Origin of the sequence: Konateibacter massiliensis, from assembly GCF_900184995.1 — a bacterium.
Lineage (GTDB): Bacteria > Bacillota > Clostridia > Lachnospirales > Lachnospiraceae > Lachnotalea > Lachnotalea massiliensis.
Window position 1 is genome coordinate 858,993 of sequence record NZ_LT860099.1, and the last position, 25,747, is coordinate 884,739.

28 protein-coding genes are annotated in these 25,747 nt (G+C 42.5%); 1 reads left to right on the top strand and 27 read right to left on the bottom strand.

Going from position 1 to position 25,747, the window contains the following annotated elements; translation table 11 throughout:
• Positions 1-45: 45 nt before the first annotated feature.
• The 4 genes from CTY48_RS09760 to CTY48_RS09775 all read right to left on the bottom strand — a co-directional run bounded on the left by CTY48_RS09760 (position 46) and on the right by CTY48_RS09775 (position 2,884).
• Positions 46-519: a YbhB/YbcL family Raf kinase inhibitor-like protein gene (locus tag CTY48_RS09760; protein ID WP_099468311.1), complete on the bottom strand. Its 474-nt coding sequence runs from the start codon at positions 517-519 to the stop codon at positions 46-48.
• A gap of 153 nt (positions 520-672) precedes the next feature.
• Entirely contained in the window at positions 673-1,263 is a 591-nt protein-coding gene (locus CTY48_RS09765; protein ID WP_099468312.1) for a hypothetical protein, read from the bottom strand.
• A gap of 278 nt (positions 1,264-1,541) precedes the next feature.
• Complete coding sequence (locus CTY48_RS09770; protein ID WP_099468313.1) at positions 1,542-2,201, bottom strand: hypothetical protein; 660 nt, start codon at positions 2,199-2,201, stop codon at positions 1,542-1,544.
• A 209-nt stretch (positions 2,202-2,410) separates the two neighbouring features.
• On the bottom strand, positions 2,411-2,884 hold the full coding sequence (locus CTY48_RS09775) for a hypothetical protein (protein WP_099468314.1): 474 nt from the start codon (positions 2,882-2,884) through the stop codon (positions 2,411-2,413).
• 179 nt (positions 2,885-3,063) lie between these two features.
• Here CTY48_RS09775 and CTY48_RS09780 point away from each other — a divergent pair, with 179 nt between their 5' ends.
• On the top strand, positions 3,064-4,218 hold the full coding sequence (locus CTY48_RS09780) for a class-III pyridoxal-phosphate-dependent aminotransferase (RefSeq protein ID WP_180272694.1): 1,155 nt from the start codon (positions 3,064-3,066) through the stop codon (positions 4,216-4,218).
• Between the two features lie 1,082 nt (positions 4,219-5,300).
• On the opposite strand, the gene CTY48_RS09785 is transcribed toward CTY48_RS09780, so the two are convergent.
• The 23 genes from CTY48_RS09785 to CTY48_RS09895 all read right to left on the bottom strand — a co-directional run bounded on the left by CTY48_RS09785 (position 5,301) and on the right by CTY48_RS09895 (position 25,714).
• The gene (locus CTY48_RS09785; protein WP_099468316.1) at positions 5,301-6,581 is read right to left on the bottom strand and encodes a phage tail tip lysozyme; all 1,281 of its coding nucleotides are present in this window, start codon (positions 6,579-6,581) and stop codon (positions 5,301-5,303) included.
• 74 nt (positions 6,582-6,655) lie between these two features.
• Positions 6,656-7,138, bottom strand: coding sequence for a phage holin family protein (locus CTY48_RS09790; protein ID WP_331463160.1), 483 nt, complete (start codon positions 7,136-7,138; stop codon positions 6,656-6,658).
• A 16-nt stretch (positions 7,139-7,154) separates the two neighbouring features.
• Complete coding sequence (locus CTY48_RS19680) at positions 7,155-7,313, bottom strand: hypothetical protein (protein ID WP_180272695.1); 159 nt, start codon at positions 7,311-7,313, stop codon at positions 7,155-7,157.
• A gap of 24 nt (positions 7,314-7,337) precedes the next feature.
• Positions 7,338-8,399 (bottom strand): reverse transcriptase/maturase family protein, encoded by a 1,062-nt coding sequence (locus CTY48_RS09795; protein ID WP_099468317.1) that lies wholly within the window; start codon positions 8,397-8,399, stop codon positions 7,338-7,340.
• Positions 8,400-8,723: 324 nt separating this feature from the next.
• Positions 8,724-9,080 carry a diversity-generating retroelement protein Avd gene (gene avd, locus CTY48_RS09800; RefSeq protein WP_099468318.1) on the bottom strand — a complete coding sequence of 119 codons (357 nt, stop codon included), beginning with the start codon at positions 9,078-9,080 and terminating at the stop codon, positions 8,724-8,726.
• Positions 9,081-9,122: 42 nt separating this feature from the next.
• Positions 9,123-10,250, bottom strand: coding sequence for a phage major tropism determinant (locus CTY48_RS09805; RefSeq protein ID WP_099468319.1), 1,128 nt, complete (start codon positions 10,248-10,250; stop codon positions 9,123-9,125).
• Positions 10,243-10,680 carry a hypothetical protein gene (locus tag CTY48_RS09810; RefSeq protein WP_099468320.1) on the bottom strand — a complete coding sequence of 146 codons (438 nt, stop codon included), beginning with the start codon at positions 10,678-10,680 and terminating at the stop codon, positions 10,243-10,245. The genes CTY48_RS09805 and CTY48_RS09810 overlap by 8 nt, the downstream gene beginning before the upstream one ends.
• Before the next feature lie 14 nt (positions 10,681-10,694).
• Entirely contained in the window at positions 10,695-11,819 is a 1,125-nt protein-coding gene (locus CTY48_RS09815) for a hypothetical protein (RefSeq protein WP_099470122.1), read from the bottom strand.
• A gap of 5 nt (positions 11,820-11,824) precedes the next feature.
• Entirely contained in the window at positions 11,825-12,976 is a 1,152-nt protein-coding gene (locus CTY48_RS09820; RefSeq protein WP_099468321.1) for a siphovirus ReqiPepy6 Gp37-like family protein, read from the bottom strand.
• A 3-nt stretch (positions 12,977-12,979) separates the two neighbouring features.
• Positions 12,980-13,867 (bottom strand): phage tail family protein, encoded by an 888-nt coding sequence (locus CTY48_RS09825; RefSeq protein WP_099468322.1) that lies wholly within the window; start codon positions 13,865-13,867, stop codon positions 12,980-12,982.
• Between the two features lie 3 nt (positions 13,868-13,870).
• Positions 13,871-17,371: a phage tail tape measure protein gene (locus tag CTY48_RS09830; RefSeq protein WP_099468323.1), complete on the bottom strand. Its 3,501-nt coding sequence runs from the start codon at positions 17,369-17,371 to the stop codon at positions 13,871-13,873.
• Positions 17,372-17,574: 203 nt separating this feature from the next.
• Complete coding sequence (locus CTY48_RS09840; protein WP_099468324.1) at positions 17,575-17,985, bottom strand: hypothetical protein; 411 nt, start codon at positions 17,983-17,985, stop codon at positions 17,575-17,577.
• 46 nt (positions 17,986-18,031) lie between these two features.
• Positions 18,032-18,595 (bottom strand): major tail protein, encoded by a 564-nt coding sequence (locus CTY48_RS09845; RefSeq protein WP_099468325.1) that lies wholly within the window; start codon positions 18,593-18,595, stop codon positions 18,032-18,034.
• Between the two features lie 7 nt (positions 18,596-18,602).
• On the bottom strand, positions 18,603-18,929 hold the full coding sequence (locus tag CTY48_RS09850) for a hypothetical protein (RefSeq protein ID WP_099468326.1): 327 nt from the start codon (positions 18,927-18,929) through the stop codon (positions 18,603-18,605).
• On the bottom strand, positions 18,922-19,353 hold the full coding sequence (locus tag CTY48_RS09855) for an HK97-gp10 family putative phage morphogenesis protein (protein ID WP_099468327.1): 432 nt from the start codon (positions 19,351-19,353) through the stop codon (positions 18,922-18,924). The genes CTY48_RS09850 and CTY48_RS09855 overlap by 8 nt, the downstream gene beginning before the upstream one ends.
• 1 nt (position 19,354) lies before the next feature.
• Positions 19,355-19,684 carry a hypothetical protein gene (locus CTY48_RS09860; RefSeq protein WP_099468328.1) on the bottom strand — a complete coding sequence of 110 codons (330 nt, stop codon included), beginning with the start codon at positions 19,682-19,684 and terminating at the stop codon, positions 19,355-19,357.
• Positions 19,677-20,018, bottom strand: coding sequence for a phage head-tail connector protein (locus CTY48_RS09865; RefSeq protein WP_099468329.1), 342 nt, complete (start codon positions 20,016-20,018; stop codon positions 19,677-19,679). Before CTY48_RS09865 ends, CTY48_RS09860 begins: the two co-directional genes overlap by 8 nt.
• Before the next feature lie 54 nt (positions 20,019-20,072).
• Positions 20,073-20,495, bottom strand: coding sequence for a hypothetical protein (locus CTY48_RS09870; protein ID WP_099468330.1), 423 nt, complete (start codon positions 20,493-20,495; stop codon positions 20,073-20,075).
• A gap of 54 nt (positions 20,496-20,549) precedes the next feature.
• On the bottom strand, positions 20,550-21,791 hold the full coding sequence (locus CTY48_RS09875) for a phage major capsid protein (RefSeq protein ID WP_099468331.1): 1,242 nt from the start codon (positions 21,789-21,791) through the stop codon (positions 20,550-20,552).
• A gap of 24 nt (positions 21,792-21,815) precedes the next feature.
• A complete protein-coding gene (locus CTY48_RS09880) occupies positions 21,816-22,412 on the bottom strand; it encodes an HK97 family phage prohead protease (RefSeq protein WP_099468332.1) in 597 nt (198 codons plus the stop codon).
• Positions 22,402-23,670 (bottom strand): phage portal protein, encoded by a 1,269-nt coding sequence (locus CTY48_RS09885; protein ID WP_236354873.1) that lies wholly within the window; start codon positions 23,668-23,670, stop codon positions 22,402-22,404. Before CTY48_RS09885 ends, CTY48_RS09880 begins: the two co-directional genes overlap by 11 nt.
• Before the next feature lie 8 nt (positions 23,671-23,678).
• A complete protein-coding gene (locus CTY48_RS09890; protein ID WP_099468333.1) occupies positions 23,679-25,334 on the bottom strand; it encodes a terminase large subunit in 1,656 nt (551 codons plus the stop codon).
• Positions 25,335-25,336: 2 nt separating this feature from the next.
• Positions 25,337-25,714 (bottom strand): hypothetical protein, encoded by a 378-nt coding sequence (locus CTY48_RS09895; RefSeq protein ID WP_236354875.1) that lies wholly within the window; start codon positions 25,712-25,714, stop codon positions 25,337-25,339.
• Between the last annotated feature and the right edge of the window lie 33 nt (positions 25,715-25,747).

Genomic DNA, 25,747 nt, shown 5'->3' on the forward strand with positions numbered 1-25,747 from the left:
CATTTTTCTTTATATTTTTATTTTATTGGCTTCGCATTATGCTCACTATCTTCTGCTTTGAAATTTAGCTGAAATAGTTGCACGCTGTAAGACATGTCCGTCCATTTTATTTAACAGGTCTCTCTTCTTACTGTTTGCCGCGGAGTCTATTTTGCAATCTAAAATATATACAGTAAACACGTATGTGTGGATAGCCTTGAATGGCGGCTTCGGCCCCTTATACCTATTCCTTCCGTAAGAAATCCCTTGGACAGCACCACCTAGACTATCTACCGATCTGCCGCGTGGTATCCCCTCCGGAATAACCTCCTGTACCGGTATATTCCATATCACCCAATGGTTATAGTTCGGAAATATGGGATGTGATGCATCATCTAAAGTAATCATAATAGATTTTGCATTTTGAGCGATACCCACTAATTCAAGTTCCGGCGATAAATCTTCTCCTCGAGCTGTATATCTTACAGGTATCCACCCTCCCTCATCAAATGCATTGCTTTTAACTTTTAATGTTTCCATGTATTTTCCCCCCTGTGCTAATTATAGAAACAATTCTCATGAGTAGAATATCACCATACTTACTAGCTATCAATATTATATTCCATGCAACATTCATATTTTTGTCAATAAATAAGAGCACTCTTTGTATGCTCTTATTTTTTAAAATATTTATTATTCGCTTTCAGTTACTACAATAGCAAAATTACAAGACTTTCCGGCAAGATTTTTATTTCCTGTATAAAAACTTAGATAATTACCATAGCGTGATAATTTAAAATCATTTGCAAAATTTCCAGAAGCCCCAAAGACATTTACATTACTAATTTCTACTGTTGTGCTACTAGGTATATAAAAGCTATTTGTATAATAAAACCCGCTATCAGACGGTGTGTTAAATATCTGCATTTTTATTTGTGTATCTCCTAGCCCTTGAAACTCTGAATAAAGTTCTTTTCCCATAGCTGCGGAAAGTGCCGTTTCAGTATCATCTGTTTCTAAATCATTTGCTATTTTAACACTTGCTATTCCATCCTCTGATACCTGTAGGCCTGCTCCTATTTTAACATGTCCTAAAATATCTGCATTAGCAATTCCTCCAATATGGTTATCCAGAACATCGGCATTGTTGTTGAGAACATCGACAATATCTGCACTATCTAGCTTTTGGACCCCTTTTGGCGTAGTTGTTATTGCTGCGAAGCTTGTAATTCCTAAAATTGAAACCATTGCAACTGTTCCTAAAAATACTTTAATTTTTTTCATTGATTATATCCCCTTTGTTTTTCTTTAAATTATATATGGTAAATTATGTAAATATAAGTCTTATAATCGACAATTTGTTATGTTATCATTAGAGTTTAGACAATTTCAGCTTTTTCTTCTCTTTAATGTGTATATTCGGCACACAAAAAGCACCCAAAAGGATGCTTTTCTAATTTTATTAGACTCTAACTCAAACCACACGAAGTCCAATTTTTATTAACATTTAAGAATTATAATCGCTCTAACATTATAAAGGTAAAGATTCTATATGTTTTTTACTATATCATAAAAGCCAGTGCTATAAATATATAAGCATATTTAAAGTTCCGGTTCAGTAGTAGATATATCATACCATAAACCAATGCAAATGCCATAACTCCTATCCCAACATAAAGGCTTCCTTGTGTCAATGTATGTATCGCCCCCCATGTACAGCATAAAATAATACCTCCCCACGGAATTGAACTCATTTTGCCCATCAAAGCTTCACCGAATTTTTGACCAAAAGCAAGAATCAGAACTACCAACATCACCTCAAACCAATAGTAAATATACTGAAATACAAACAGTAATAACCCTTTACTCTGAAATTCCCCAACCACTTTCAGAATACCCCAATCAAATGCATTGACTCCAATACAAGCAATTGCTAAAAATATACTTATCATAATCCCTTTTCTAGTCGGCTTAGTTACTGATATAACATCAAAATCGAGTTTTTTCTTTGAACTATTGATGAGAAAAAAGGTCATAACTCCCCAACATATTATCGTAAGAATCCAATGAATTATCCGTTGTATGGGAGTATAGTCATTGCTGCCCACTCCGCCAAAGAGCATTGGCTCTAATACCCCAACCAACAATAATTCTATTCCTAATCCTGCAAACGCATATAATGCATACCATAAATAATCCCATGTAACTTTGTTCTGTTTCAATGTTATATCCTCCACCCTATCAAATTTTAATTTATACATTTATGATACAAAAATTTCTGCTAACTATCAATATTTAATTCTCAATGTACGACTTTTCAACTAAATTTTATTTTACACTTTGCCCTGCAGGAACTTGTCTCTTTTCTGAATTTCAAAAAATATATGTAATTAGTGGCAGCATATATTGAATACTTACCACTAAAATGCAATTACTTCCAATCACTTAAACTAAATGTTTGATGTGTTATGTCATATTTTATCTGATTCCTAATTGCGTCTGTAATTGATAATGATGTGATACATCCCCAGAATGCTTTTCCATAAGCCTGTAATGCCGCGGGTATAGAAGCTATTGCGGCAGACATTTGAGCTACTGGTGTTGCCAGCGAACTAGCGGTTGCTGCTGAGTATACAATTGTTGTAGCCGCAGCTACACCGACTTTGTGACACTCATCTATCTGTTTTTTTACTGCTTCCTCCAGGTTGTCAGGATATGTTACATATGCATATACTCTAAATCTGCTTGTTCTGCGCTTGGTACATGGAGTCTTTATGTCTTGCCTGCACGTTCTACCCGGGTTTCTCAATGTTGGACACGGAACCTTTGTCCAACCTGTTACACACATATCTGCTTTTATCTCTGGATAATCAAAAGAAAAAAGTGTTTTTTCTTCACGAGCCACTTAATAATTTCCTTTTTGAACTATAGTATGCCTTTGTACCCAAATATGTTAAATGTTTGCCATATTTACTGAACATGGATAATTGAATATTGATAGTTAGTTAGATGTATGATAATCTATTTGTGAAGATTATCAATACAATCTGTACTAGAAAATTTAATGATTGGCAGGCGAAAAACATGAAAACTTTAAACTGTAATTATGAAGTACTTAACCCCACTATCGTTTCTGGTGATAATTGTTATGTTTTTGATGAAAAGGAAAAAAAATATCTGGATTTTGAATCCGGTGTCTGGTGTACTGCATTAGGACATAATAACCCACAAATAAATGAAGCAATAATAAGTCAGTTAAAGAATATTAGTCATACCGGTTATCGCTATACAACAAAAGTTGTTGATGAAGCAGCCGGAAAGGTTCTTGAATTACTTCATTTTAATGAGGGAAAATGTGTTTTCCTCAGTTCCGGCAGTGAAGCTGTCGAATTCGGAGTTCAATTAGCCAAGAAGATTATGGAAAAACCTTATTTTCTTTGTCTGAATAATTATTTTCTATCCTCTTACGGTATTTCTGCAACGCGAAATAAGGAAGAATGGATTTCCCTTGATTTATCAAAATACGATGGAAATATAGATGAATTTTTAGCAGATGTACCCTTTGACAAAATAGGCGCATTTATTTTTGAGCCGGGTAATGCTTCTGGTACGGTTAAACTTCCTGAAAAAGCTTTGATTAAAGAGATAGCCGATAAAGTAAAATCAAATGGCGGAATTATTGTTGTTGATGAGGTAACCACAGGAACCGGGAGAACGGGTAAATGGTTTGGGTTTGAACATTATGATATCCATCCGGATATTATTTCTATAGGAAAAGGTATCGGAAACGGGTACCCCGTCAGTGTTGTTGCATTATCAAAAGAGATATCAGATGCCGCTGAAAAATCCGGCTTCAAATATGCTCAATCACACCAAAATGATCCTCTGGGCTGCACTGTTGTAAAAACAGTTGTTTCCACTATTGAAAGCGGCAATCTTATACAAAGAGCATCGAAAATGGGTACCATTTTAGACTTTGAATTTAACTCTCTATCTCAAAAGTATAAATGCATTAAGGAAGTCCGTGGAGTTGGGTTGATGTTTGTAATAGAGTTTGAGAAAGATATTGATTTTCCATTGGAAAAAGTCCACAAAGAACTATTTGAAGCAGGTTATATTGTAGGCGCTAATGTTCCTGCCAATTTATTGAGGTTTTATCCACCTCTTACTATTGAAGAAACACAGATTAAAAGCCTGGTAAATGCCCTTGAGACAATTCTGCTCAGATACATAAGCTAAAAAAAGTAAAACTACTAACTATGAGTATTTAGGTTAGTAGTTTTTTATATGGTTATTCCAAAGCATATATTAGCAAAACCAAGCTCTCGGATGATAGTAAAGCTTTTATCATCGTCAATCTTAAAAATCTCCTTTGCCGTAAATAGTGGTGATATTGCTTGTTTAAGACCCGAGGAAAAAAGCCGCAAGCCAAGCCCCGAAAAAACAAACCATTTAAACAATATTCCAAAGATACTGACTTTCGAATTACATAATATCGTTTCGATTACCTCTCCTATCTAAAATGCAAATAATCTACCGTTGCATTTTCTATACTAAATTTCGATTTTCTAAAACAAGAATACACCAATCAAAGCTAACTATCAATATAAATTTTCCAATATACAATCATGTATTAACGCCTAATTGCGTCACTCACGAGTCACCCCTAACACACCGAATTTCCATATCTTCCAATGGCTGTTTCTTTTACCAGTCTTTAAATATTACAATTCTGTTTCATTAGTGTTACAATTAACTTGTTCTTAAGAAAACAAACTATAAAGGAGGATATGTGATATGTGTTTCAACTTTAACTCATGTAACTTAAGCGACCTTTTAAATTTGATTGCTCAATACTGTAAATAAATTTTTTCTTGAACGGTTCAGCCTCTAGGGGCTGGACCTTTCTTTTTGATACTCGCATGTTTTCTTGTTGATATAACCCAAAGGGATATACACATAAAAATATTGAGCGGTTAAAATCAAAACTATCTAAAATAAAATAAGGCGCACTGACCAAATTAGGAACAATGCGCCTTATCATTTTTATATTTTCCAATGTACTAATTCTACACATTTCCAAACGTTAGTACAATGTTTATCACTACTCAAATGCTTAATTTCACTACATTCCTTAGAACTTACCAGCGTCCGCAGCTTCCTGGATCGAAGCAGTAGCCCTTGATTTTACTAGGTTTAAACCCCCTATTGTTTGTTACCAGAGTGTTACTCATAAGCACCGACACTTTTTAGCACTGCTTTTTACCTTTCAATAAATCAGAGGGTATGCCGCCCATGAGCCATGCGCTCCCTATACAATATTATATCTTTGTGCAGTAGTCAAGAGCTATCCAGCCTGCGCCGCTCTTCAATTTTCCCCAGCCTTTCACGCTGCCTTTTCCCTCTTTCTCTTCTGTGATAGTAAATGTGCCTTTTCCCGTGTATTCCCCTGTTGCTGCATAGTTCGTGCCTGCCCCTGTCCTTATACGTAGGTCTAAGGTGTCAACCTTTACCTTATACGGTGTTTTAATCTCCGCTGCCTTTACCTCTGCTTGGCTGCCGCTTCTGTCCCCAGCATATTTGTTGTAATAAATTACGCCGTATTCAGCCCTCTTTTTCTTTACTGCCTCGCTCTGGTCTGCTGGTTTCTCATATCCAGTCAATACCGCATCAGATGCCGCCTGCACCGTTCCTGCTCCCTTTAGTGCTGCCATGACTGACTTGTATCCCTGCAATTCCTGCCACAAAAAGGAAAGCTGCATGTTCAAATTTCCGATAGAAGCACCCGCAGCCTTTGCGCAATCAAGTAACGCCTGCTTTCGTGTGTAATACGTCCATTGTGCCAGCCCATAGCCCGCACTGTCTTTTACAAAGTTCTTATAACTTCCATTGTCTACGGCTGCCGTGTACTCTGTATCATTCATGCCCAGCTTGGTATTATACGTGTTTTGCAAATTGCAGGCATTAAGCCCGCTTTCAGCATGCAAGTTACCCATAACGCCCGCTGCTGCGCATGTGTTTAAGCCTTTGCTTATCAGAAAGTCCCAGATTGTCTTTTCTGTGCTTGTTTCGCTTGCAGTGCTGCCGCTGCTGACTTTGTTTTTAAATTCTTCCCATGTATGCCCTGTGGTGTTATATACATACGGGTTAGGGCAAACCTTGCCCGTTACGTCGTAGTGTCTTATCACATTCGACGCAGGCACGTTGTATTTTTCCATTAAGTACCTTGTCAGCTCCGCTGCACTTTCTACGGTTGCGTCCTCAAAATACCAGTCTTTATCATTAGCGCCCAGACTTGCCGTATTTTTCTTTCTCACACACATTTCAATGCCGATAGAGTTAGCGTTTCTGCACTCTGCATGCTTATATGTATTCGCCCCGCAATGCCATGCTATGTTAGCATCTTCCACACTCTGCCATATCGCCCCGTCAAATCCTACAAAGTAATGAGCTGACGCATTACGGTTGCCGCCAGCATAATACTGACAATTTTCCGTTGCACCGCCCAGCGCTCCCACGTAATGAATGACAATATATTTAATTCGTGAAGCATTTCCCGCATTGTGATTGTATCCCGTCAAAAGTTTATTGATTGTTTTCATATATATTTACCGCCTTTCTGGGTAAAATAAAGCGCCTGCGGTTTCCCGTAAGCGCTTTGCCTGCCTGTTACCTTTTATTCTTTTTTGTATGAGTATGTATCCTTTCCCCCTGCGCTGCCGTCCAGTTCGTCTGTGTCTGGCAGTTCATCTGTATACTTTGTTAAAAAAGCTCTCACTTTTTCCCATACCCTTTTTACTGGCAGCCCGCATAATGTCATGTTTTTAAAGATGCTTGTAATTTCATAGGCAATGTAAAGCAAAGAGAAAAATTCTGCTACGCCTACGCTTGTAAGTCCTAAATAAGTCCTTACCGTCTCTGGGATAAATCCGATAAGATTTATTTTAACCAGTAAGTCGATTGCCAGCATAAACACTAAAGAAATCAACATAGCTACTTTTCTGATTGCTCCATTGATGCCAGCGCAGCTATTGAACTTTCTTTCTTTGATTGCCCGTAATACTCCAAAAATCGTATCGAATACGATAGCCAATACTACCAGCTGAATAATTTTGTTATGTGTTCCTGCGTTGATAAATTCCATAAATTTCATTTCCATAGTTCCTACCTTTCTCTTATTGCAGTTCCTCTGCTCGCTCTTTCAGTTCTGCGCCGTCATATCCTGCCGTTTGCTCCCAGTTTTCCAGAGCGGTTATTAAGTCAGCAATAAGCCTGCCTTGTTTTTCAATGGTTTCCTGCTGTTCTTCTACTACCCTTAATAAATAGCTTTTCATGCTCTCACTCCTGCGCTTTGCTGGCTATGCCCCTGCCTTTATGGCATCAGCTGCCAGCGCTATAATTTTCTTTTGTAAGTGGTAGCTGTCTGCGTGCCCTGCATGCCCCGTCCAGCTGTCTATACTCTTTTGCAGCTGCTCTTTTGTTATCGTTCCTTTCTGGTACTTCTTAATTGTTCTTTTGATACGCTTGATACTGTCACGCCTAACCTTTCTATGCGTAGCCCTGTGCTTGTATCCTACAAAATCTATGCCGTTTTTTGCTGCCAAAATTGTAGTTTTAGGGTTAAGCTCTAACCGCAGCTCTTCCCTCAAAAACCTTTCAATATCTGCCAACCAGTACCGCAGCTGCTCTTTATCTGGGCTTGATATGATAAAGTCGTCCATGTAGCGCATATAGTGCCTTGCGCCCAGATTATGCTTAACATACTGGTCTAATCTATTGAGGTATACATTGGCAAACAGCTGGCTTGTAAGGTTTCCTACTGGTATGCCTGTGCCGTCTGGCATTGTCCCGTTATGGTCTATAATTTCGTCCGTCAGTCTCAAAGTGCCAGTGTCTTTTATAACCTTGCGTATTTCAGCCTTAAGCACGTCATGGTTAATACTTTGGAAATAATGGTGTATGTCTGCCTTTATGACATATAGCGGCTGTTCTGGGTGAAATTTCTGCCACACATGCAGCCAGTCTTTTAGTGTATCAGATGCACCGTGCATGCCTTTGCCTTTTCGGCAGGCGTAGGAATGAAAAATAAACCTTTTATTGAAAAGAGGTTCTAACACATTGTTTACGGTATGTTGTATCACTCTGTCATAAAAAGGCAGCGCCATTATCTGCCGCTCTTTTGGTTCGAACACTTTAAAGTATCGGTATTCGCTCGGCTTGTAAGTCAGATTGATAATGTCATTGCGTACCTTTTCTAAATTTTCCTCTTTGTCTTTTGTAAAAATAAGCACTTCTTTTCTGTACCTCTTGCACTTTCTGGCTTTGTTGTAGGCTTTCTGTACGTTCTCATATTCAGCCATAACCTCTACCAGTGTTACTGTATCCCCTCTTTTGTTTGTAACGTGCCCTATTCGTTTCAATATTGCAAGCCCCTGCCTTTCGCCGCAGCTACTAACCAGCAGCCGTATTTTTTCTCTTTGCCTTACGGCGGGACAACCGCTCTGACTATAGAATATTAAGCACTTGCCTATATTCAGTGTCCTTGCTAGTGTTCCATAGAAACGCTAAGCCTATAATGCTCTCACTAAGTCACACGCCCCACGAACCCCAATGTTCGCGTTGACATTCCACGGATAATTGTTGCAATTCACGGCACGGGAACCCGCATTAACGCCATTGTTCCAATTGCCGCCCGCTATCAGCGCTGCCAAAGGGCTGTAGTAAGCAGCTGCCCCATATAAAGGCTATTTCTTTGCCTTAACCTCTTCTATCAGTTCTCCCAGCATAATGCCTATTTCTTTTAGCTTTCTGCCGCTCTCTCCATAGTGCTGCGTGTTCATGGCGCTATACTTTAGGTCATTTGCAAGCCTTATAAGCTCCTTGCTTTCTTGTAACGCCGTGTCCGCAGCATATAAATGGCTTTTCGTCCCCGTCTTATCCCATTTCACAACCTCTAACAATATTTCCAGTATTGCGTTTCTGGTTGCTGTCTGTAAGCTGAATTTTTCATACTTTGGGTACTTACTTAGCAGTGGATAGATATATAGCAAGAAGTCGTATATTTTCTGGTGTAATCTGTCTGTTTTGTCTTGTAGTGTCACGCCTCATAAACTCCCCTCTTTCGGCTGGGCTTTCGCCCGCCTCTACATGGAGTCACACGCCCCACGAACCCCAATGCTCGCGTGGACAGCCCACGGACAATAGTGGCAATACACGGCACGGGAACCCGCAGGAACGCCATTGCCCCAATAGCCGCCCGCTAACAGCGCTGCCAAAGAATAAGCATAATACTGGTAAATGTTCCCGTGTTTGTCGCCTAATGGGCTTTTCAAATCCCAGCCCCATGCCTGCGTTGCGTGATAAGTTGCGTCTGTTACGTGTTCCGCTCTTGTTATAAGGTCATTCAGCCATTCCCACACACGCCCCACGGCATCTACGCAGCCTACAGTAGAAACAGCATTTACAACGCTGCCAGTCACTCCACGCCCCGTATTGGTGCTGGCGCTCCATGCGTTTGTATTTGCATCTGCTAAGCCCTGCGGACTTCCAAAGGCATAAGCGCAAAACTCACTATAATCTGGCATGCGCTTGCCGCTCTTCATAAGCCTTTCGGTAAAGGTGTACCAGTTCATGCCCTCTGTGCCTGTCATTGGTGCGCTATTGTATTCTGACTTTAAGCCATATGCGCCGTCGTCAGAGTTTAAGTAAATATCAATCCATGTGCCGCCACCTAAGTACGTCATGCCCTCTGGGTTACATTTGGGGCGGTGTCCCAATGTCCATACGCTGCGTGGTACAATTCCGTTGCTTACCGCACTTTCCCAGCCAGTACCAAAAATAACGCCGCTGCCGTTCACTGGCTGCATATTGCTGTCAACCTTTCGGCATCTGCCATAATGAAAGCCGCCAATTTTACGGCTATTACTTGCGTTCCAGCCAGACGGATACGTAGAGTTAAGAGAAATAATATAGGTTTCGTCTGCGCTATCTACCCTACTATCGCAGATATAAACGTAGTAATCATTTCCCACGCTAAATGCGCTGCCAATATCCAAATTTCCTGCGGTCAATCTCGTTGCTGCCGTCTGGAAAATCCCCGCACCGCCTACAGCAATTACGCACCCGTCAACTAAAGTAAGCTCGTCAGCTCCACTGGCGTATAAATACTCATTGTTTGGCGCTACAATGTCGCTGATTGTTGCCATTTTGTTTACGTTTAAAAGTGCCCTGCGGTCTGTTTTTGTAATGTCGTCTACCAATAATCTACTCATACTGTTTTAATACTCCTTTCAGTGCGTTAATGTCGTCTGTAGTCATTCCTGCTGCCTTTGCGTCCTTTTCCAGCGCAATTATTGTATTTCCTGCTGTAATGTTCTTAGAGAGAGTTAATACGGTTCTGTCGTTGCTTTCCTCTCCTTTTGCTTTCGCCTCGTCACTCTGTATATGTGTAACGGCTGTTATCGTTCCTGTTACGTCGCCTGCCTTGAATTTCATATTTACTGCTGCCTCGTCGCAGTAGTAAATAGTGGCTGCTTTCTTTTCCTCTGCCACCCCTACAATAGCGCACTGTATATAACGCTGCTTTTCAAGACTTTCAATCTTTTCCAGCAATTCTGCTGCTGGCAGCTCTCCACCCGCTACCATTGCAAGGCAATTATAGTAATCTTCTTTAGTCTTTAAAGTTTTTGGAAATCCTTTCATAGTCTACCTCTTTCTTAAAATGTATTTGCCAGATAGGAGTTGCCCGCATAGGCAAGCCCTAATACCGCTGTTTCCTCTGTTCTTTCGTAATGCTGGCTCATGTATGCAGCTCCCATGTAGCAAAGCCCTAACACGGCATCATGTTTATAATTAATTCCCCAGCCGCTTTCCACCAACGTAAGCCGTTTGTCCAGCTCATTTAAAGCCTCTTTTGTTTCTGTGCTGCTGTTCTCTGCCTGCTGCCTTAATTGCTGCACCGCCTCTGTCAATCCGTCAATTTCTAATTGCAGGCTTCCCGCTGCATCTTCTCCCAGCTTATCTTTAATGCTTTGAAACCATGTGTTAAATTCCGTCTCTGCTTCGGACTGAAAAAGAGTAATCTTAGCCACAAAGTCTGTGTAAGCGTTCAGCAGTTCGCTTTCCTTATGGTCTAACTCATTCTCAAAAGCATTGTACCTATCATCAAATTTACTTTCATACGCTGCAAAAAGGCTTTCTGTTCTGCTTATGTATTCGTTGTAAATCCCCGCAATGTCTTTTAGGTACTTATCCATGTCCTGCTTGTATACGCTAAATTCGTCCAGCACTGCTTGACTGTAGGTATTGAAAAAATCGTCAAACTGTTTTGTAAGTACGCTTGGGTCTATCTCTTCCACTGTACCCGTTACAATACCGCACACGCTGCTATTAAATCGCTGGTCTGTAATATTTGCGGTCTGTACCCTCGTAACGCCTTTACCTACGTAAATATCTGCTAGTGCCAGCTCCCATATTTCCGTATTCCGTGTAACCGCTGCTGCCGTTGGTTTCGCTGACGGCGTGCCCTTTAATACCGCTAAGTATATATCTCTCTTTGGTAAGTCCCAGCGCACTACCACTCTGTCTATGCGGTGTAGTGCTCCCTCTGCCGTATCCAGTGTGATGCTCTGGCTTACTGGATTTTTGTACGCATAGCCGTTAATAAACGCATAGCCCATGTTTACTCTAATTTCCATGCCGTTATATGCTATGACTTGCAGCCCGTCGCTGGGTTTTGGAAAAACGCCGTTTGCAATGAACGTAGCAAAATACCACGCCCAATCTTCGGCTTTGTATACTCTGTCATGCTCTATGGCATTAAACGGTATGCAATTTGCCATTTCCATTACCTCACTTTCCTAATTTGGTCTACCAGTGTCGGTAAGCTGTCGCCAAACGTCGCCTCTATGGTTTCGCTGCCTTTCTGGTATGTTTCCGTCACTTCTGTTATTCTGGCATCTATTTGTATGCCCCACTTAGTTTCCTTGCAAGTAATTCTGTCCCCTAAGTTAAAGTCCCGCTTAAACTTTAGGTTTGAATTGGTATTAATGGTGCTTACAAAGTTTATATTTTTCCCGTAGCTTTCCAGCTCTGCCCCGCCTCTTGTACTAAGCATCTGTATATAGGTTTCCAAAGGTATTGTTATCTCGGTTTCCCCGCTGGTATATTTTCTTGCAATGTCTGTAGCATCACAAAAAACCTCTTCCAGTTCCAGACCTGTTGCGCCCTCTTTATCTACGGTTGTCACTGGCTGGCTGCCGCTGTCGTCAGCTGCACCCTGCACATAGATAAAGTTTTTGCAGTTTTCTATACTGGCTGTGTATTCCTGCTCGTTTACATTATCAAAGTCCCTTGAAAAGATGCAGGGGGTATTACTCTCATTGTTTTTTGCTGTTAGGTCTTTCCCCTTATACAAATAAAAACCGTATTGCTTTGTCCTTTCGTTAAGCAGGATTTCATACCCCAGCTTTCCAGCCTGCGCCCTTGTCTTTACTTCTAGCCCTAAGTCTGCGTATACCTCGTTTGCATACTCTACTTGGCTGCCCTCTATGGTGTCCTGCCCCAACATTACAAAACGGGAGAAACGGCGCTTTGTGCTTGCCCCGCTGCCGCAGTTTTTCGCTATCATAAGGTTAATTAGGTTCTGGTTGGTTTCCGTGGTTACAATCTGCGGCGTAATGCAGCGCTTAGAAAGCCATCTGCTTAGCATAAACCCTTGTGCCTCTAGCTGTTCTAACCCGTTCTCGTCTTTTGTAATATGCACATATGTAATTTGTGCAGCCCTGCGCCATATGCCCCCAGCGTCCGTAACTTCCTGCTTTCCGTCGTGCTTTGTAATAATATTGCCCTCTGCCAGCAATTTGCTGTTGTTCTCCGTTATTGGTGCTAACAGGCTGAATGTTCCAACGTCAAAATATTTCATGTGCCATATAAGGCTTGCCAGCTCGTCTATAGCCCCTAACGGTTCTATTTCCGTATCAAATACTCTTAGCTCCATATGTCACACTCCTAAATACTCTTTGTTATAGAAAATCGCTACTTCCAGCGAATTTATTCCGCTGGCTGCATCATATCTAAAATTGTTATCCCCTATGGCAAGCTGCATAAAGGTGCTATCTACGTCCACGTATCGGAAATAGTCCGTTTCCTCTCCGTCTCGTGTCAGCTTTGCGCCTTTGCTGCCATACTTGGTACTTACCTCTATTACGTCGCCTGTCTGCATTGTTATATTTAGCTGTATAAATTCCTCTGTGTCCACATTCAGTAGTATTGGGTTTGTCACTGTCCCCAGCGCCGTAAACCTTATGCGCATGCCCGTGGATACGTCGCCCTCATTGTAACAGTCCACTATTACGCTTTCTGCTCTGTATCCAAAAATCATGCTTTTATCGTTATCCTGTTCTATTTCACAAGGGAACTCCCACGCAGCTACCCAGCTCGCAATATCTTCTTTTTCCTCGTCATTTTCACGCCAGAACGGGTTAAGACATTCCAGCTGTATGTTAAATTCAATCAAAACACTTTTTCGCTCTAACTTTGGCTCTCCATGCGCTCTACAGTTTATTACCCGTTTAAATCCCCCGTATTCATATGTTAGCGTGCCGTCCAACTCTGGATTTAATATTTTAAGCATCTGGCGGCGCAGTTCCAACGCCTGCGCCTTATCCCTTGTATTGATGTGCCCCAGTATATCTATGTCCCTCGCTTCGATACGCTGCCCTATATAGGTATCTCCGTGCTGTCCCATGCTGTTTGTGCTGTATATTACATTCGTAACGCCTGCGATACCGTCAACGTCCTTACTGATATTGCAATGGTATATGCTATTAATTCCCAGTTCTAAGCTCTCGCCCCTTGAATTTGTGTAAATGAGTTTTTCATTTTCCATAACTTATACCGTCCTTGCTATCATTTTAAACTGCCTAGCTGCCTCTTTCTGCTGCTTAGCATAGTCTGTAGTATCTGCGTATATGTTCTGAATGACCGTAAATCCTGCCCCGCCGCCTTTTTTCGGTTTTGGGTTCTTTCCGTCGTCAAAGTCAATGTCTTTGCTTACATTAACCTTAGCGCCTATATCAAACTCGCTTGGTATAGCGTCCTCAATTTGTTTGTTTACATTCTCCATTTCATCAGAGAAACCAACGCCAATACCCTGCGCCATATATACGCCTACCTCGTCTCTAAACTTCCTTGACGGGCTGTTAATGTCTAAAGCGTCCTTTGCAGCATCTAAAAGGCTGCTTGCAAGGCTTTTAACTTTGTCTTTCAACCAGTCCCAGCCTGCGCTTATTCCGTCCCAGATGCCAGAAACAATGTTGCCGCCGATTGTCTTAAAATCACTGCCGATATTGGAAAAGGCATCTTTAATGCCCGTTACGCAATTTTTCATACCCTCTACGGCTTTGTCTTTTACTTCTGTGCCCCATGTAGTCACTTTTGAGATAGCCCCAGAAATACTGTTATATATCTTTTCTGGAATTTCTTTTACCACGGTTACAATGCCCGTAACCATGCTATTCATTACCTCTTTTGCTTTTTCAAGCATATTACTGCCCCATGTTGCCACCTTTGTAACAGCTCCTATGATGCTATTCCATATTTTCTCTGGTGTCTGGGTTACGATTGTTACAATGCCCGTAAGCATGGTGTTCATTACTTCTTTTGCTTTTTCAAGCATGTTGCCGCCCCATGTTGCCACCTTGGTAACAGCTCCTATGATGCTATTCCATATTTTCTCTGGTGTCTGGGTTACAATAGCCACAATGCCCGTAAGCATAACATTCATTACCTCTTTTGCCTTGGTAAGCATGTTTAAGCCCCATGTCGCTATTTTGTTTACCGCATCAGAAACGCTGTTCGCTATTGCTTCTGGCACTGTTTTTGTAATACTAAGTATGCTATCTTTCATGTTTGAAATGACTTGCATTGCTTTTGCTGGCAGTTCTTTTATTCCATTCAGCATGCCAGCTACCAAAAAGCCGCCCTGCTCTGCCATGACAGTAGAGGGGCTGTTAATGCCGAAAAATTTCTTTATTCCGTTTAAGATTTCCTTGCCAATTTCAAGTATTGCCTGCCCCACTTTTGGTATGCCGTCAACCAATCCCTTAACCAGCCCAGTTATAATATGTGGTATGGCTTCGTCTAAGGATTTTTTAACCTCTGGTATTGCCTTAATCATTGCCCCCAGCAACGTTATACTTGCTTTCAGTATCTTTGGTGCTGCTGCCGCCAGCCCTGTTACTATAGCGGTTATGATTTCTGGCAGTGCCTCTACCAGCTGCGGTATCGCTTGTATTAGCCCGTCTGCCAAAGCCGTTATTATCACTGCTGCATTTTCCAGAATAAGGGGTACTGCTTCTGTAATGTAATTTATGTAGGTCTTTATTATTTCTGGTAGTGCTGCTATTAATACTGGTAAAGCATTAACCAGCCCTTGCACCAAACCTTTTATAAGTTCCAATCCCGCATTAATCAATAATGGAGCGTTTTCTATAAGTGTCTGAACAACCATAAGCACCGCTTCTATTATGCTTGGTATCAGTCCTGGTAACGCTTGCGCCATGCCCTCTGCCAGCCCAACAATAATGTTTGCTGCGCCCTCTGCTATCGTTGGTATCAAATCCACTATGCCGCTAATCAGTGTTGTAATAATCTCAACGGCGCTTTGGGTAAGCGTTGGAATTGTCTGTATAATTCCGTCTGTCAATGACTTAAGCATATCAACGCCAGCCTGCACGATTGTAGGCGCATTTTGTACGATACCGTCGCCCAATCCCTTTACAATTTCTACGGCAAACTGTGCTATTTGCGGTATCATTTCCGTTAAGCCACTAACCATATTCTTTAGTGCCGTTCCGAAACTTTCAGCCAGTTTTCCAACGTCGCCGCCTGCCTCTGCTGCCCCTGTTTGTAGCTCATTTGCAAATTGGCTAAATATTGGTAATGCCTGCTCGCCTATCGGCATGATAAAGCTGGTTTGCAATATCCTGCCTGCCCCCTGCATAGCCTCGCCAAAGGTATCATACTTTATGGCATTGATTGCCCCCATAGCGTCTGTGGTCTTGCTTATCTGTCCGTCCACATTCATTAGTGAGGTCATAGCATCAGCGCCCATATCTTCCCACATAGTACCCATTAAACCTACGCCAGCGGTGTATTGCAGTGTCGTGTCGTCCGTATTTTTCAGTGCCTCGCTAATTTTGCTCATTGCCTCTTTCGCACCGTCGCCGCCTGCTTGGAATTTTCCTACTAATTCTTTTGCATTAAGCCCCAGACTGGTAAGGTAGTCATTGGCTGTACCGTCATTCATACGTATACTAAATTCCTTAAATGCGTCGCCCATTTTGTCAACGCTCCACACGCCCGTATCAGCGCCATTTTTTATTGAATTAAACATATCCTCTGCGCTTAACCCAGCCTGCGCATACTGATTGCTGTATTCATTGATAACGTCCAGCAAATCCCCGTTTTTATTTAATCCACTCTGTGCGCCCTGCGCAATTAGGTTATAAGCCTCGTCGCCGCTTACTCCAAACTTTTGCATAAGCTGCGTAGCTGCTCTTGTGCTTTCTGCAACGTCCATATCAAACGTATCACGCAGGGTTAATGCGTTCGTTGTCATTTTTTCCAGCTCGTCTGCGCCCATATCGCCTGCCTGCTGCTTTACAGTCGCCATAGATGCTGCTATGTCCTCGAACCCCTCGCCATAATTCCCGTTGTAGATATTCTCCATAACTTGCTTATACTGGTCTGCCTCGTCCGTTGCTGTACCCGTTGATGCTACAAAGTCGTTTAATGCTCCCTTTGCCTCGTCTGCTTGGCTTACTGTGTATCCTAACCCAGCCACTACCGCTGCGCCAATGCCTGCCGCTGCTGCCCCAACAAGCCCTATGCCTTTTGACATAGCGCCGCCCAGACCGCCCAATATTCCACCCAGTCCAGAGAACTTGCCGCCTGCCTGTTCTGCCTGTTCGCCGCTTTCTTCAATCTCTTTTCCCATGTCGTCTGCGGCTTTTTCAGCTTTCCCCAGCTCGTCAGCCGTTTTGTTTAGTTCCTGCTCGGTCTTTACAAGTGCTGCTTTCTGGTAATTAAGCTGCGTTTCCAGCTTCTTGCTTGCCTCGCTATTATCTCCCGTGGCTTTCTTACACTTTTCTAGTGCTGCCTCGGTTTCCTTAACCTTTTTTGCCTGCTCGTCATATGTTTTTTGCAGTACGCCTTGTTTTGCTTTCAGTGCATCTGCGCTGCTGGCATTGTCCTTATATTCAGCCGTTACAAGTTTCATTTCCGAATTAAGCACTTTAAGGGTGCTGTTAATTTCCTTGCAGGCTGCTTTATACTCTGCCTCTCCGTCAAAACTAAGCCTTGTTTTTATATTCTCTGTTTTGTCAGCCATGAATTACAATCCCCCTAAAGCTATGTCAATGTCGTCCAGTTCCTCTGCGGGCTGTTTTGTCGCCTTTTCCTGTCTGAATATGTGCGGGTTGTATTCTTTGTGGTATTTAAAAAGCGTTACAATCTGGTAAGGTGTCTTACTCCATGCCTCACGCTCTCTATATCCTAAAAGCCCCGTCGCAATATAAAGCAGCCGTGCAGTATCTAACTTTCCTGCACGGCTGTTATGTTTCCCTCGGTATTCTCTTCTGTGTCGTCCTCTTGGCTGTCTGTTTCTGCCGCCTCACTATCGCCTGCCGTTCCTGCTGCAAACGACGCATAAATAGCCCTCTGTATCTCTTTCATGTTACCTACATGTATTAGCCTGCCTACTTGCTGCTCGGTTAATAATGTTGCGTTTTCGTCCTCGTATAAAAGCCCCTCATTGATAAGCAGGGTAAGTAACCACTTTGTATCTTTTACCCAGTCCTTATTATTTTCATTGAAAATCTCATTAATTTTGTCATAGCCGCCAAATTTGTCTTGCAGCTCGTCTAAGGCATTAAGGGAAAATAGTAAAACATAATCTTTCCCCTTAAGGTTTACCGAATATCCACCGTTTTTAATTGCGCTCATGTATTAAATAAGGCGCAGCCCCATGCTGCGCCTATCTCCTTTCTTTTTATGCTCCCTCTATTTCCTCTGCTGGTTCTGGCACTTCTGTAAACCATGTTGTCGCTGCCGCCTCGGTTTCTTTTCCCACAAAGTCCGCTTTCCATTTTCCGTCTTTCTTTCTGGTCGTAAAATCTGCCTCAACGTCTGGCGTGTTAAATTTAATACTTTCGCCTTTTGTCTCATACTTTTCGGACGGCACTTTAAATTTACATTTAAGCAGCCAAACGTAGCGATATTTACCGCCCGTTTTCTTGGCTCTAAAGCCTACGGCAACATACGGCGGCTCGTCGTCTTTTCCAGCCCATACAACCTTATTTTTGTCTACCATTTGCCCCAGCATTTCCGCTAATACCTCTGGCGTAAGGTCTTTTATTCCCAGCTTTAAAGTACCGCTTGCAAATTCCGTTACGCTTTCACTCAATGTATCGTCTGCGTATAAGCTGCCGTCTGCTGTTTTTACTGATAAGTCAGCCGTCATAGCCTCTGCCATTTTTTTAGGTGTTCCGTAAGTCTCTGCGCCGTTGGTTTCTGTGCATACGGCATAAAATAAATCTTTTAAACCTAATGTCATTGTCTTGTCACTCCTTTAATATTTCAATCGTGATAGGTACTATCCAGTACCCCGTTTCAGTTTCGTAATTTTCAGCATCTACGCTGTTGATATAAATTCCTGCTGCTGTCAAAACTTCCAGCGTCTTGCTTAACTGCGTCTCAAAATCGCCTTTATGAAAAAGCGTTACTCTGTATAGCTCCCTGCTGCCGCTGTCTGCGTCGTCGGTTCGCAGCGCTGCACCTTTTAACAGCCGCAAGAAAGTATAATAAGCTGGTGGCTTTATCTCGCCAGTGTATACGCCTCTCTGTGCTGGCAATCCTGCGCTTTCTAAAACTTCCTTTAAGCTATCCATTTGTTTCACTCTCCCATACTTCCAGCTGCGCAGCGGATACCTTGCTTTGTGCTTTTTCATTTGCTACGGTCATATATGGTCTTGCAGGCTGGCTGCTTGTGCCATACTCCGCAACAAAGCCAATCGTTGCGTAACGCACATTGCTTTTATCTCCTTTTCTGTCGTTCCCGTGCTTGGCTTTTCCCTGCGGGTATACGTCAACGTACTTTTCCGTATCGTCGCCCTTAACCGCCGTTGCTTTTATGGAATTTACAAAGCCTGCCGTTTCCTCAATTCCCATAGCTTTTGCCTCTGCTTTCTGCGCCTCTATAAGCACATCAGCGCCAGCCTTTAGCATTTTGGGTACTGCTTTTACTGTAGCCTGCTCTCTGTTACTAAATGCCTCTATGACTTTTTCTAAGCCAACTGTATTAAACTCTCCCATATTACGCCCCCTCGTCTTTATGGCGTAAATCTGTGAGTGTAAGCTCTATTGTGTCGTCGTCAATGTCGTAAGTTTTAAGGACAAAATAACGCTTTCCGTCCACTTCTACCGTGTCCTCGCCCTCATAATCTGCCTTATGAACTTCACATTTTCTTTCTACCACTTTGCCCGTCTGCTGGCTCTTAAAATACTCTGCATACCCTACAGATTTCATATTGCAAAAAACAGTACGACTGTTTTCAGCTTTTGGCTCTGCGAAACCATTTGTATTAACCCGCTGGTCGCCCTCTTTTTCTTTGACAAGGGTTATTTCATCTACCCATTCAGCCACTCTGCGCCTCGCTTTCCCCGCTTTCGGTGTCCGTTTCGGACACTGGCAGCGTGTTGTACTCTTTTGACATTGCAAGTCGCATCTTAAGCGTATCGTATGACTGTCTGAATTTTTCCGCTTTATCGTTGTAGCCAAATTCAGCTTTACAATATAGCGTAACAGCCCTTTTTATCAGTTCGTCGGTTTCATTTATCACTTTTACGCCGTCGTTCTTTAAATCCGCTTTGCAGGCTGCTATACAATCCTCTATTTCTTCCGTGATTTTCTCGCTAGTGCTGCTGATACGCAGCGCCGCACGCATTTTTCCTGTTAATGTAGTGGCATTTGCTGCCATACCCTGCACCCTCTTTCAAGAAACAAGCAGGACTATGTAAAATAGCCCTGCTGCTTATTCTTCAATTACGGCAACTTTCGCAGTTACCAGCTCTGCTGCACGTTCTGCGCTTACTCTAAGCACTTCCCCTGCCTCTTTAATTTCGTTAAGCTGTTTGTCTAAGTATCTGGTAATTGTCTTTACTTTTACTTTTCCCGTCTCTGCCTTTTCCTCTGGCTCTTCCTGCTCTTTTGTCTGCGGCTGCTCTTCGGTCTGCTCCGTTGGTTCTGTTTCTTCTTTGGCTGCCTGTTCTGCTGCTTCCTTTTCCTCTTCTGTAAGCTCGCTTTCCTCTGGTATGTCTACCTCTACGGCTGAAATTCTTGCCGCCAGCTCTTTTATCGTTCCTACGTCACTTACGCCCAGTTTCTTTGCTAAGTCCTGCAAGTCGGCTTTCTTCATGCTTTCCAGCTGCTTAACGTCTAAGTATCCTTTTGCCATACAATCCACCTTTCTGGCAGCCAGCGCTTTCACGCCCTCGGCTGCCTTATGTACTTATACAGATGCAATTTTTTTCAATGTTACAAGACTGTTCTTGTCAACTACCTTACCGTCTGCCAGCATGATACCTTTTGTTACCATGTCGTCTGTTTCGTTATCCTCGTACTTCTTAACGCCCATTGCATAATTAGTGTTAAGCACGTAGTCTTTAAAGTTGAACAGAAAGCCAAACGCCGTGCCAGCTGCCAATGTCTTAACGTAACTTTTCACGTAGTCGCAGCATACTACTGGTCTGCCTAAAAGGCTTCTTTCTGGCTTTCCTGCAATGCCGTAGTTCACTCTACCAATCGGCTGCCCGTTAGTATCTGTTAGTCCGTAATACTGCATGAACGTTTTCTTACTCATGCACCACACTGCCCCATTTTCGTAAGCCTGCGGTAATGCTGCCTCTGCTGCAATTAAATCATTGTATGACGGTGCGGCGCTTTCTACTTCCTGCCCCTCTGCTGGTGTTTCTGCTAATATTCCCTTTGGCTTTCCTACCCCGTCGCCGTCAATAATTGCCTGTTCAATCGCCTTTGTCATAGCCTCTACGATATTGTTAATAAGCAGAGTTTCAAAGGCACTGATTGCCATTGTGTCTACTTCCAATGAAACAGCAACGGCACAACGCAGCTTATGGTATGCAAAAGTAATCATACCGTCTTTTTTAATGTCCTTTTTCTGCTTGTCGCTGCCTGCCCCCTCGTTTACCCATGTTGCCGTAGGCTTTACGGTTGAAACAGGAATAGAAACACCGCCTTTATATGCAGTTCTTGTGACAAGCGCCAAAATCATTCCCGTACTTTCCAGTCTTTCTACAATCTGGTTCAGTACCGTAGTCGGAATAGTTGCGCCTACATCTGTTGTGCTACTTATTGCATCAGCTCTGTACTCTTTTGGCAGCGCTGCACCTCTACACACATACTGCATAAATGCTTTTCTGTACTTCATGCTGCCGTACTTGTCGCCGTCTCCCTCTCCGCTGCCGTCTGCTCCTTTGAAATTACGCAGCACTGTAGGAGCTGCACCCTCTCCGCTGCCGTCTGCGCCGTCTATGGGTTCGCCTGCTGCGATTCTTTCCAGTAACTTCTTTCTTTTTTCTGCCGTTTCTATCAGTGCTGCCCTCTGTTCTGTAAGCTCTGTTACCTCTGTTTCCAATGTTGTAATTTCTGCATCTGTCAGCTGCGCCGCTCTTGTGTTCAGTTCATTTCTAATCTGGGATAGTCTTTCCTCAATCTCTTTTAATGTTTTCATGTGTTGCATTCTCCTTTTCTGGTTTTATAAACTTGTTTTAATCTTTAGCAAATGCACCCGCCTGTTAAGCAGCTCCTGCCGCTCTGCTTCATAACTCCTATTTGCAAAGCTACGGGCGCTTATTTCAGTATCTCCGTTTGCTGGTATGCTCACGGCTGATACGTCATAAACTTTTTTGATTTTCAATATGTTTCTTGTCCGTGTTGTCCTATCATAGCTTTCCTCTGCCACCGTAAACGCCCATGACATTTTAGTTATCATTCCTGCGTCTATATCTTGGTAAAGTCCTCTTGCTAGGTCGGTCTTGCCTAAATCAGCTGCCACTAAAAGCCCCTTGTAGTCGGGGATTAAAATAAGCGTCTTATTTGATTGTCTGGCGAATACCCTGCCCTCATGGTCATATTGCATAATAACGTCGCTCATGTCTGCGCCGTCCAATGCGTGTGCGTCTATTCTTTCGTAAAACTTTGTACCGTCCTCAAATTCATAGAGTAGGTACGGATTGTCAAATGTTGTAGCGTACCCCTCTACGTAATACTCTGTATCAATTCTTTTCGTTGCTGCCTGCGCAGAGAGAGGCGCAGCCAGCGCCCTATACTCCCTATCTTTTTTAATTGGCATCTGTTACACCCTCTTTCTTTTCTGGTTCTTCTGTTGCTTGCGGTTCAACCTGTGGCGGCTGTTCTGTCGTTGGTGGCTGCTGCGTAACGGCTGGTATTGGTGGCTTGTCATTCTTTCCAAGTTCGCTTACTTCCGTGTATTCTTTTCGGATATAATACTTTTCCCCGTCCTCAACATGTGCCATATTCCATATATCCATTACCCCGTTGCGATTAAGTAACGCACGGTCAAAAAGCTGCGTACTTACTTGCAGCTTTGTTGTGTTTGAGGCATATTGTAGGCGGTTTGCACTAAACGTTATCGCATTATTGCACGCAATTTGGCGCTGTGTATAGGTCATATTTGACATAACAAGCGATAGCTGTATTGCAAATGGTTCTATTTTCCCCTCATAATAAGCGTTCCACGTTTCCTCATTAAATTTATTTTGCAGTATATCCATGTTTGTACCAAAATGGGTACATACATTGTCTTGTATCTGCTGCATTTGCATAGCGTTTGGCGTGTATGGTTTGCTTTCCACTTGCTTTAGTTCCGAAAATTTGTTGTCATAAATAATCATGCCGCTTTTGTTGTCAGCGCTTAAGTTCTCTTCCGTAAACCGCTCACGCTCTTTTTGTATGTCCTCTGGCTTTAGCATATTTGCTATCTTTGCCAGAAAGCGTATGTTTGCAGAATTTTTGACAGCGTTTATAATCCCCTCATTCTGGGTATGTATTAACTGCATGGTAGGCTTTAAAGTGCTATTATCCTCTCCGAAAAGGTCGTCACTGTATTCAAAATCAGTCATTATGCCTACCTTTTCAAATTCAATCGCCCCATGTTCGCCATTAGCAAATAAATACCGTAAGTACACCTGTCCTGCTGCCTCTACTACCTCGCAGCGCTGCGCCCGTAGCGGATACCAGCCGCATAGCCCCCCTAATTCGTCCTCTATAGGCACAATAAAAGCGGTGTGTTCCACCGCTACAATAGTTGCCACCCTTTTTATGAATTTTACGGTATCCATAAAGTAATTAGGTTTGAATTGTAAAGTTCTTTCCAGATGCTTATAGGCGCTGCCCGTAATCTCTGGTTTTAGTTTGCTGCAATGTGTTGCAAAGCTATTTACTGCCGTTCTGGTTAAATCCATTTCATATACGCCGCCGTTAAAGCTCGTAAACGTAGGGCTATATCCATTCAGCATCTTAAAGTAGCTGTCTATCATTCGCAGCTGTTTGCCGTGGAATAAATAATCTATAAATTTCGTACCGTTCACTCTCCTTTCTATGCGGCGTTTTTAAGCAGCTCCCCGCACTCTTCCCACCATTTCTGTCTTACCGTCATTGCATCTATGACAGATACAAAGCCGTCTATATGCGCTCGCTGCTCAATCTTTATCGGTCTGAATTTTCTTGTTTCCATATTGTGCTTAAGCGCAACATTTAGGAAATGTGTCTTTAGTAAATTGTTTTCAGCAATCTTAAAATTGCCGTCCTTTATGATGCCCTCAAATTCCCGTATGACGGGTGTAAGGTTTTCCCCTTGGAAAACGTCGTCCATGTGAAAACCGTAGTTTGACATATCGTTTATGAGGTACTGTGCGCTATACCTGTCGTAGCCTATCTTTAGTGGTCTTATTCCGTATGTTTCAAGCAGCATTGTAAACCAGTTATAAACGTCCTTGTAGTCTACGTAGTTCTCGCCGCTTAGTGTTATTAGCCCTTGTTTGACGAAAATATCATATGGCACGCCGTCCGTGCTTTGCAGAAACTCCACCCTGCCCCGTGGCATGAAAAATTGAGTAAACGCATAGAGCTTGCCACCTTTTTCAATTACCACACTGGCTGCCGTTAAGTCCGTGGTCTGGCTCAAATCAATGCCGCCAACTGCGTAACAGTCTCTAAAGTCCTCTAAAGTCTTTTCAACGCCCGCATTGTCAACTGTCACATATTCCAGCCATGCAATAGAGCTGTTTTGCTTAATATTGCAGTATTTTGTCATAAACTCTGCTTTTTTACTTAAGCTGCCCTCTGCTACGGCTATTTCATCAACAAAAAAGCTTTCTTTTACAGATACGCCCATGTTAGGGTTGGCTTTTTTAAGCTCTTCTAAGTCGTTCCACTTTTCCACGTCGTCTATCATGTAAAGGAACGGCAAAAGCCTGCGTTCTTTGCTGTTGCCCTTTAAAAAGCTAGTGCTACGTTTCATCAGCTCGTCATATATGCTGTCATTTATATATCCAGCTGTGCTGATACTCAAAATCATTGGTTGTGTACGTGCGCCTAATGCCGATTTCATAACTTCATACTGCTTAAGTCCTGCGTCCCCGCTCCATGCTGCCATTTCGTCACATACTACTAACTGCGGGTTAAATCCGTCAGACTTCTTGGCGTTAAAAGCAATGGGCTTTATTACGGTGTTATTCTCTGCTATATAAATATCGCTGCGCCGCTTTTTCGCCAGTTCTGCTAATTCGTCCTCTGCCTGCACCATTTGGTAAAATCCGTCGTATACTAACGCTGCTTGGTCTAGTTTCGGCGCTAAGCAATAGATTTCCTGCCCGTACTCTGGCTCAATGTATGCCATGTAGGCAATAATTGCAGATGCAAATAAACTTTTGCCGTTTTTTCTGCCAATAACAATAAATATTTCTCTAAAAACACGTATTTTTTCTGCATCTTGTACGCCAAAAATAACAGAAACTATGGCTTTTTGCCATAGTTCCAATCTCAATAAATCATTGCGCCCCTTGCTGTGGTGACAAAAATTTTCTATAAACTTAATAGCCTTATTTGCCGCTTTGGGATTAAAAAAATACTCCTGTTTTTGCAGCCCGTCTACAATGATTTTGTATATTGCTTTTATCCACTTTCCCGCTACGATTTCGCCGCTTGTAATCTTAGAATGGTACTCATAGATATAGTTTGCATAGGGTATCATTGTTACTCGTCCTTTAGCGCAGCAAGTTTACTGTTTTTCCGCTTTGCAGGCGGCACTAAATCGGTCAACTGCTTAATGATTGCCGCATAGTTTTTGCTTAGCGCTATATAGGTTTCTGCCTCTGGGCTTTTCTTTGTTCCGAATTGGTTTTCGCCATTCTTATACTCACTCGTCCAGCCCTCTGCCTCTATAATTTTCCCTAAGTCGTCAAGCTCTATTCCCATGAAAGCAGCCTTTTCTATCAGCGGCGTTACCAGCTTCTTTTTATTTTCGTCTAAATCGCTGAAAATTCCTTTAAGTCTGGTCTTTTCTGACTTAATCCGTTGTTCTTTTGTTTTCTCTTTCCTTGTCGTCATTTCTTTACCCCGCTTTCCTGCCACCACACCCCCTACACCACGCATGCGCAACCTTGC

Excerpts from the sequence above, each read along its gene's own strand:
- CTY48_RS09760 (WP_099468311.1), bottom strand. The coding sequence starts at position 519 with ATGGAAACATTAAAAGTTAAAAGCAATGCATTTGATGAGGGAGGGTGG.
- CTY48_RS09765 (WP_099468312.1), bottom strand. The coding sequence starts at position 1,263 with ATGAAAAAAATTAAAGTATTTTTAGGAACAGTTGCAATGGTTTCAATT.
- CTY48_RS09780 (WP_180272694.1), top strand. The coding sequence starts at position 3,064 with ATGAAAACTTTAAACTGTAATTATGAAGTACTTAACCCCACTATCGTT.
- CTY48_RS09785 (WP_099468316.1), bottom strand. The coding sequence starts at position 6,581 with ATGAAAACAATCAATAAACTTTTGACGGGATACAATCACAATGCGGGA.
- CTY48_RS09790 (WP_331463160.1), bottom strand. The coding sequence starts at position 7,138 with ATGGAAATGAAATTTATGGAATTTATCAACGCAGGAACACATAACAAA.
- CTY48_RS19680 (WP_180272695.1), bottom strand. The coding sequence starts at position 7,313 with ATGAAAAGCTATTTATTAAGGGTAGTAGAAGAACAGCAGGAAACCATT.
- CTY48_RS09805 (WP_099468319.1), bottom strand. The coding sequence starts at position 10,250 with ATGAGTAGATTATTGGTAGACGACATTACAAAAACAGACCGCAGGGCA.
- CTY48_RS09810 (WP_099468320.1), bottom strand. The coding sequence starts at position 10,680 with ATGAAAGGATTTCCAAAAACTTTAAAGACTAAAGAAGATTACTATAAT.
- CTY48_RS09815 (WP_099470122.1), bottom strand. The coding sequence starts at position 11,819 with ATGGCAAATTGCATACCGTTTAATGCCATAGAGCATGACAGAGTATAC.
- CTY48_RS09820 (WP_099468321.1), bottom strand. The coding sequence starts at position 12,976 with ATGGAGCTAAGAGTATTTGATACGGAAATAGAACCGTTAGGGGCTATA.
- CTY48_RS09825 (WP_099468322.1), bottom strand. The coding sequence starts at position 13,867 with ATGGAAAATGAAAAACTCATTTACACAAATTCAAGGGGCGAGAGCTTA.
- CTY48_RS09830 (WP_099468323.1), bottom strand. The coding sequence starts at position 17,371 with ATGGCTGACAAAACAGAGAATATAAAAACAAGGCTTAGTTTTGACGGA.
- CTY48_RS09840 (WP_099468324.1), bottom strand. The coding sequence starts at position 17,985 with ATGAGCGCAATTAAAAACGGTGGATATTCGGTAAACCTTAAGGGGAAA.
- CTY48_RS09845 (WP_099468325.1), bottom strand. The coding sequence starts at position 18,595 with ATGACATTAGGTTTAAAAGATTTATTTTATGCCGTATGCACAGAAACC.
- CTY48_RS09850 (WP_099468326.1), bottom strand. The coding sequence starts at position 18,929 with ATGGATAGCTTAAAGGAAGTTTTAGAAAGCGCAGGATTGCCAGCACAG.
- CTY48_RS09855 (WP_099468327.1), bottom strand. The coding sequence starts at position 19,353 with ATGGGAGAGTTTAATACAGTTGGCTTAGAAAAAGTCATAGAGGCATTT.
- CTY48_RS09865 (WP_099468329.1), bottom strand. The coding sequence starts at position 20,018 with ATGGCAGCAAATGCCACTACATTAACAGGAAAAATGCGTGCGGCGCTG.
- CTY48_RS09870 (WP_099468330.1), bottom strand. The coding sequence starts at position 20,495 with ATGGCAAAAGGATACTTAGACGTTAAGCAGCTGGAAAGCATGAAGAAA.
- CTY48_RS09875 (WP_099468331.1), bottom strand. The coding sequence starts at position 21,791 with ATGAAAACATTAAAAGAGATTGAGGAAAGACTATCCCAGATTAGAAAT.
- CTY48_RS09880 (WP_099468332.1), bottom strand. The coding sequence starts at position 22,412 with ATGCCAATTAAAAAAGATAGGGAGTATAGGGCGCTGGCTGCGCCTCTC.
- CTY48_RS09890 (WP_099468333.1), bottom strand. The coding sequence starts at position 25,334 with ATGATACCCTATGCAAACTATATCTATGAGTACCATTCTAAGATTACA.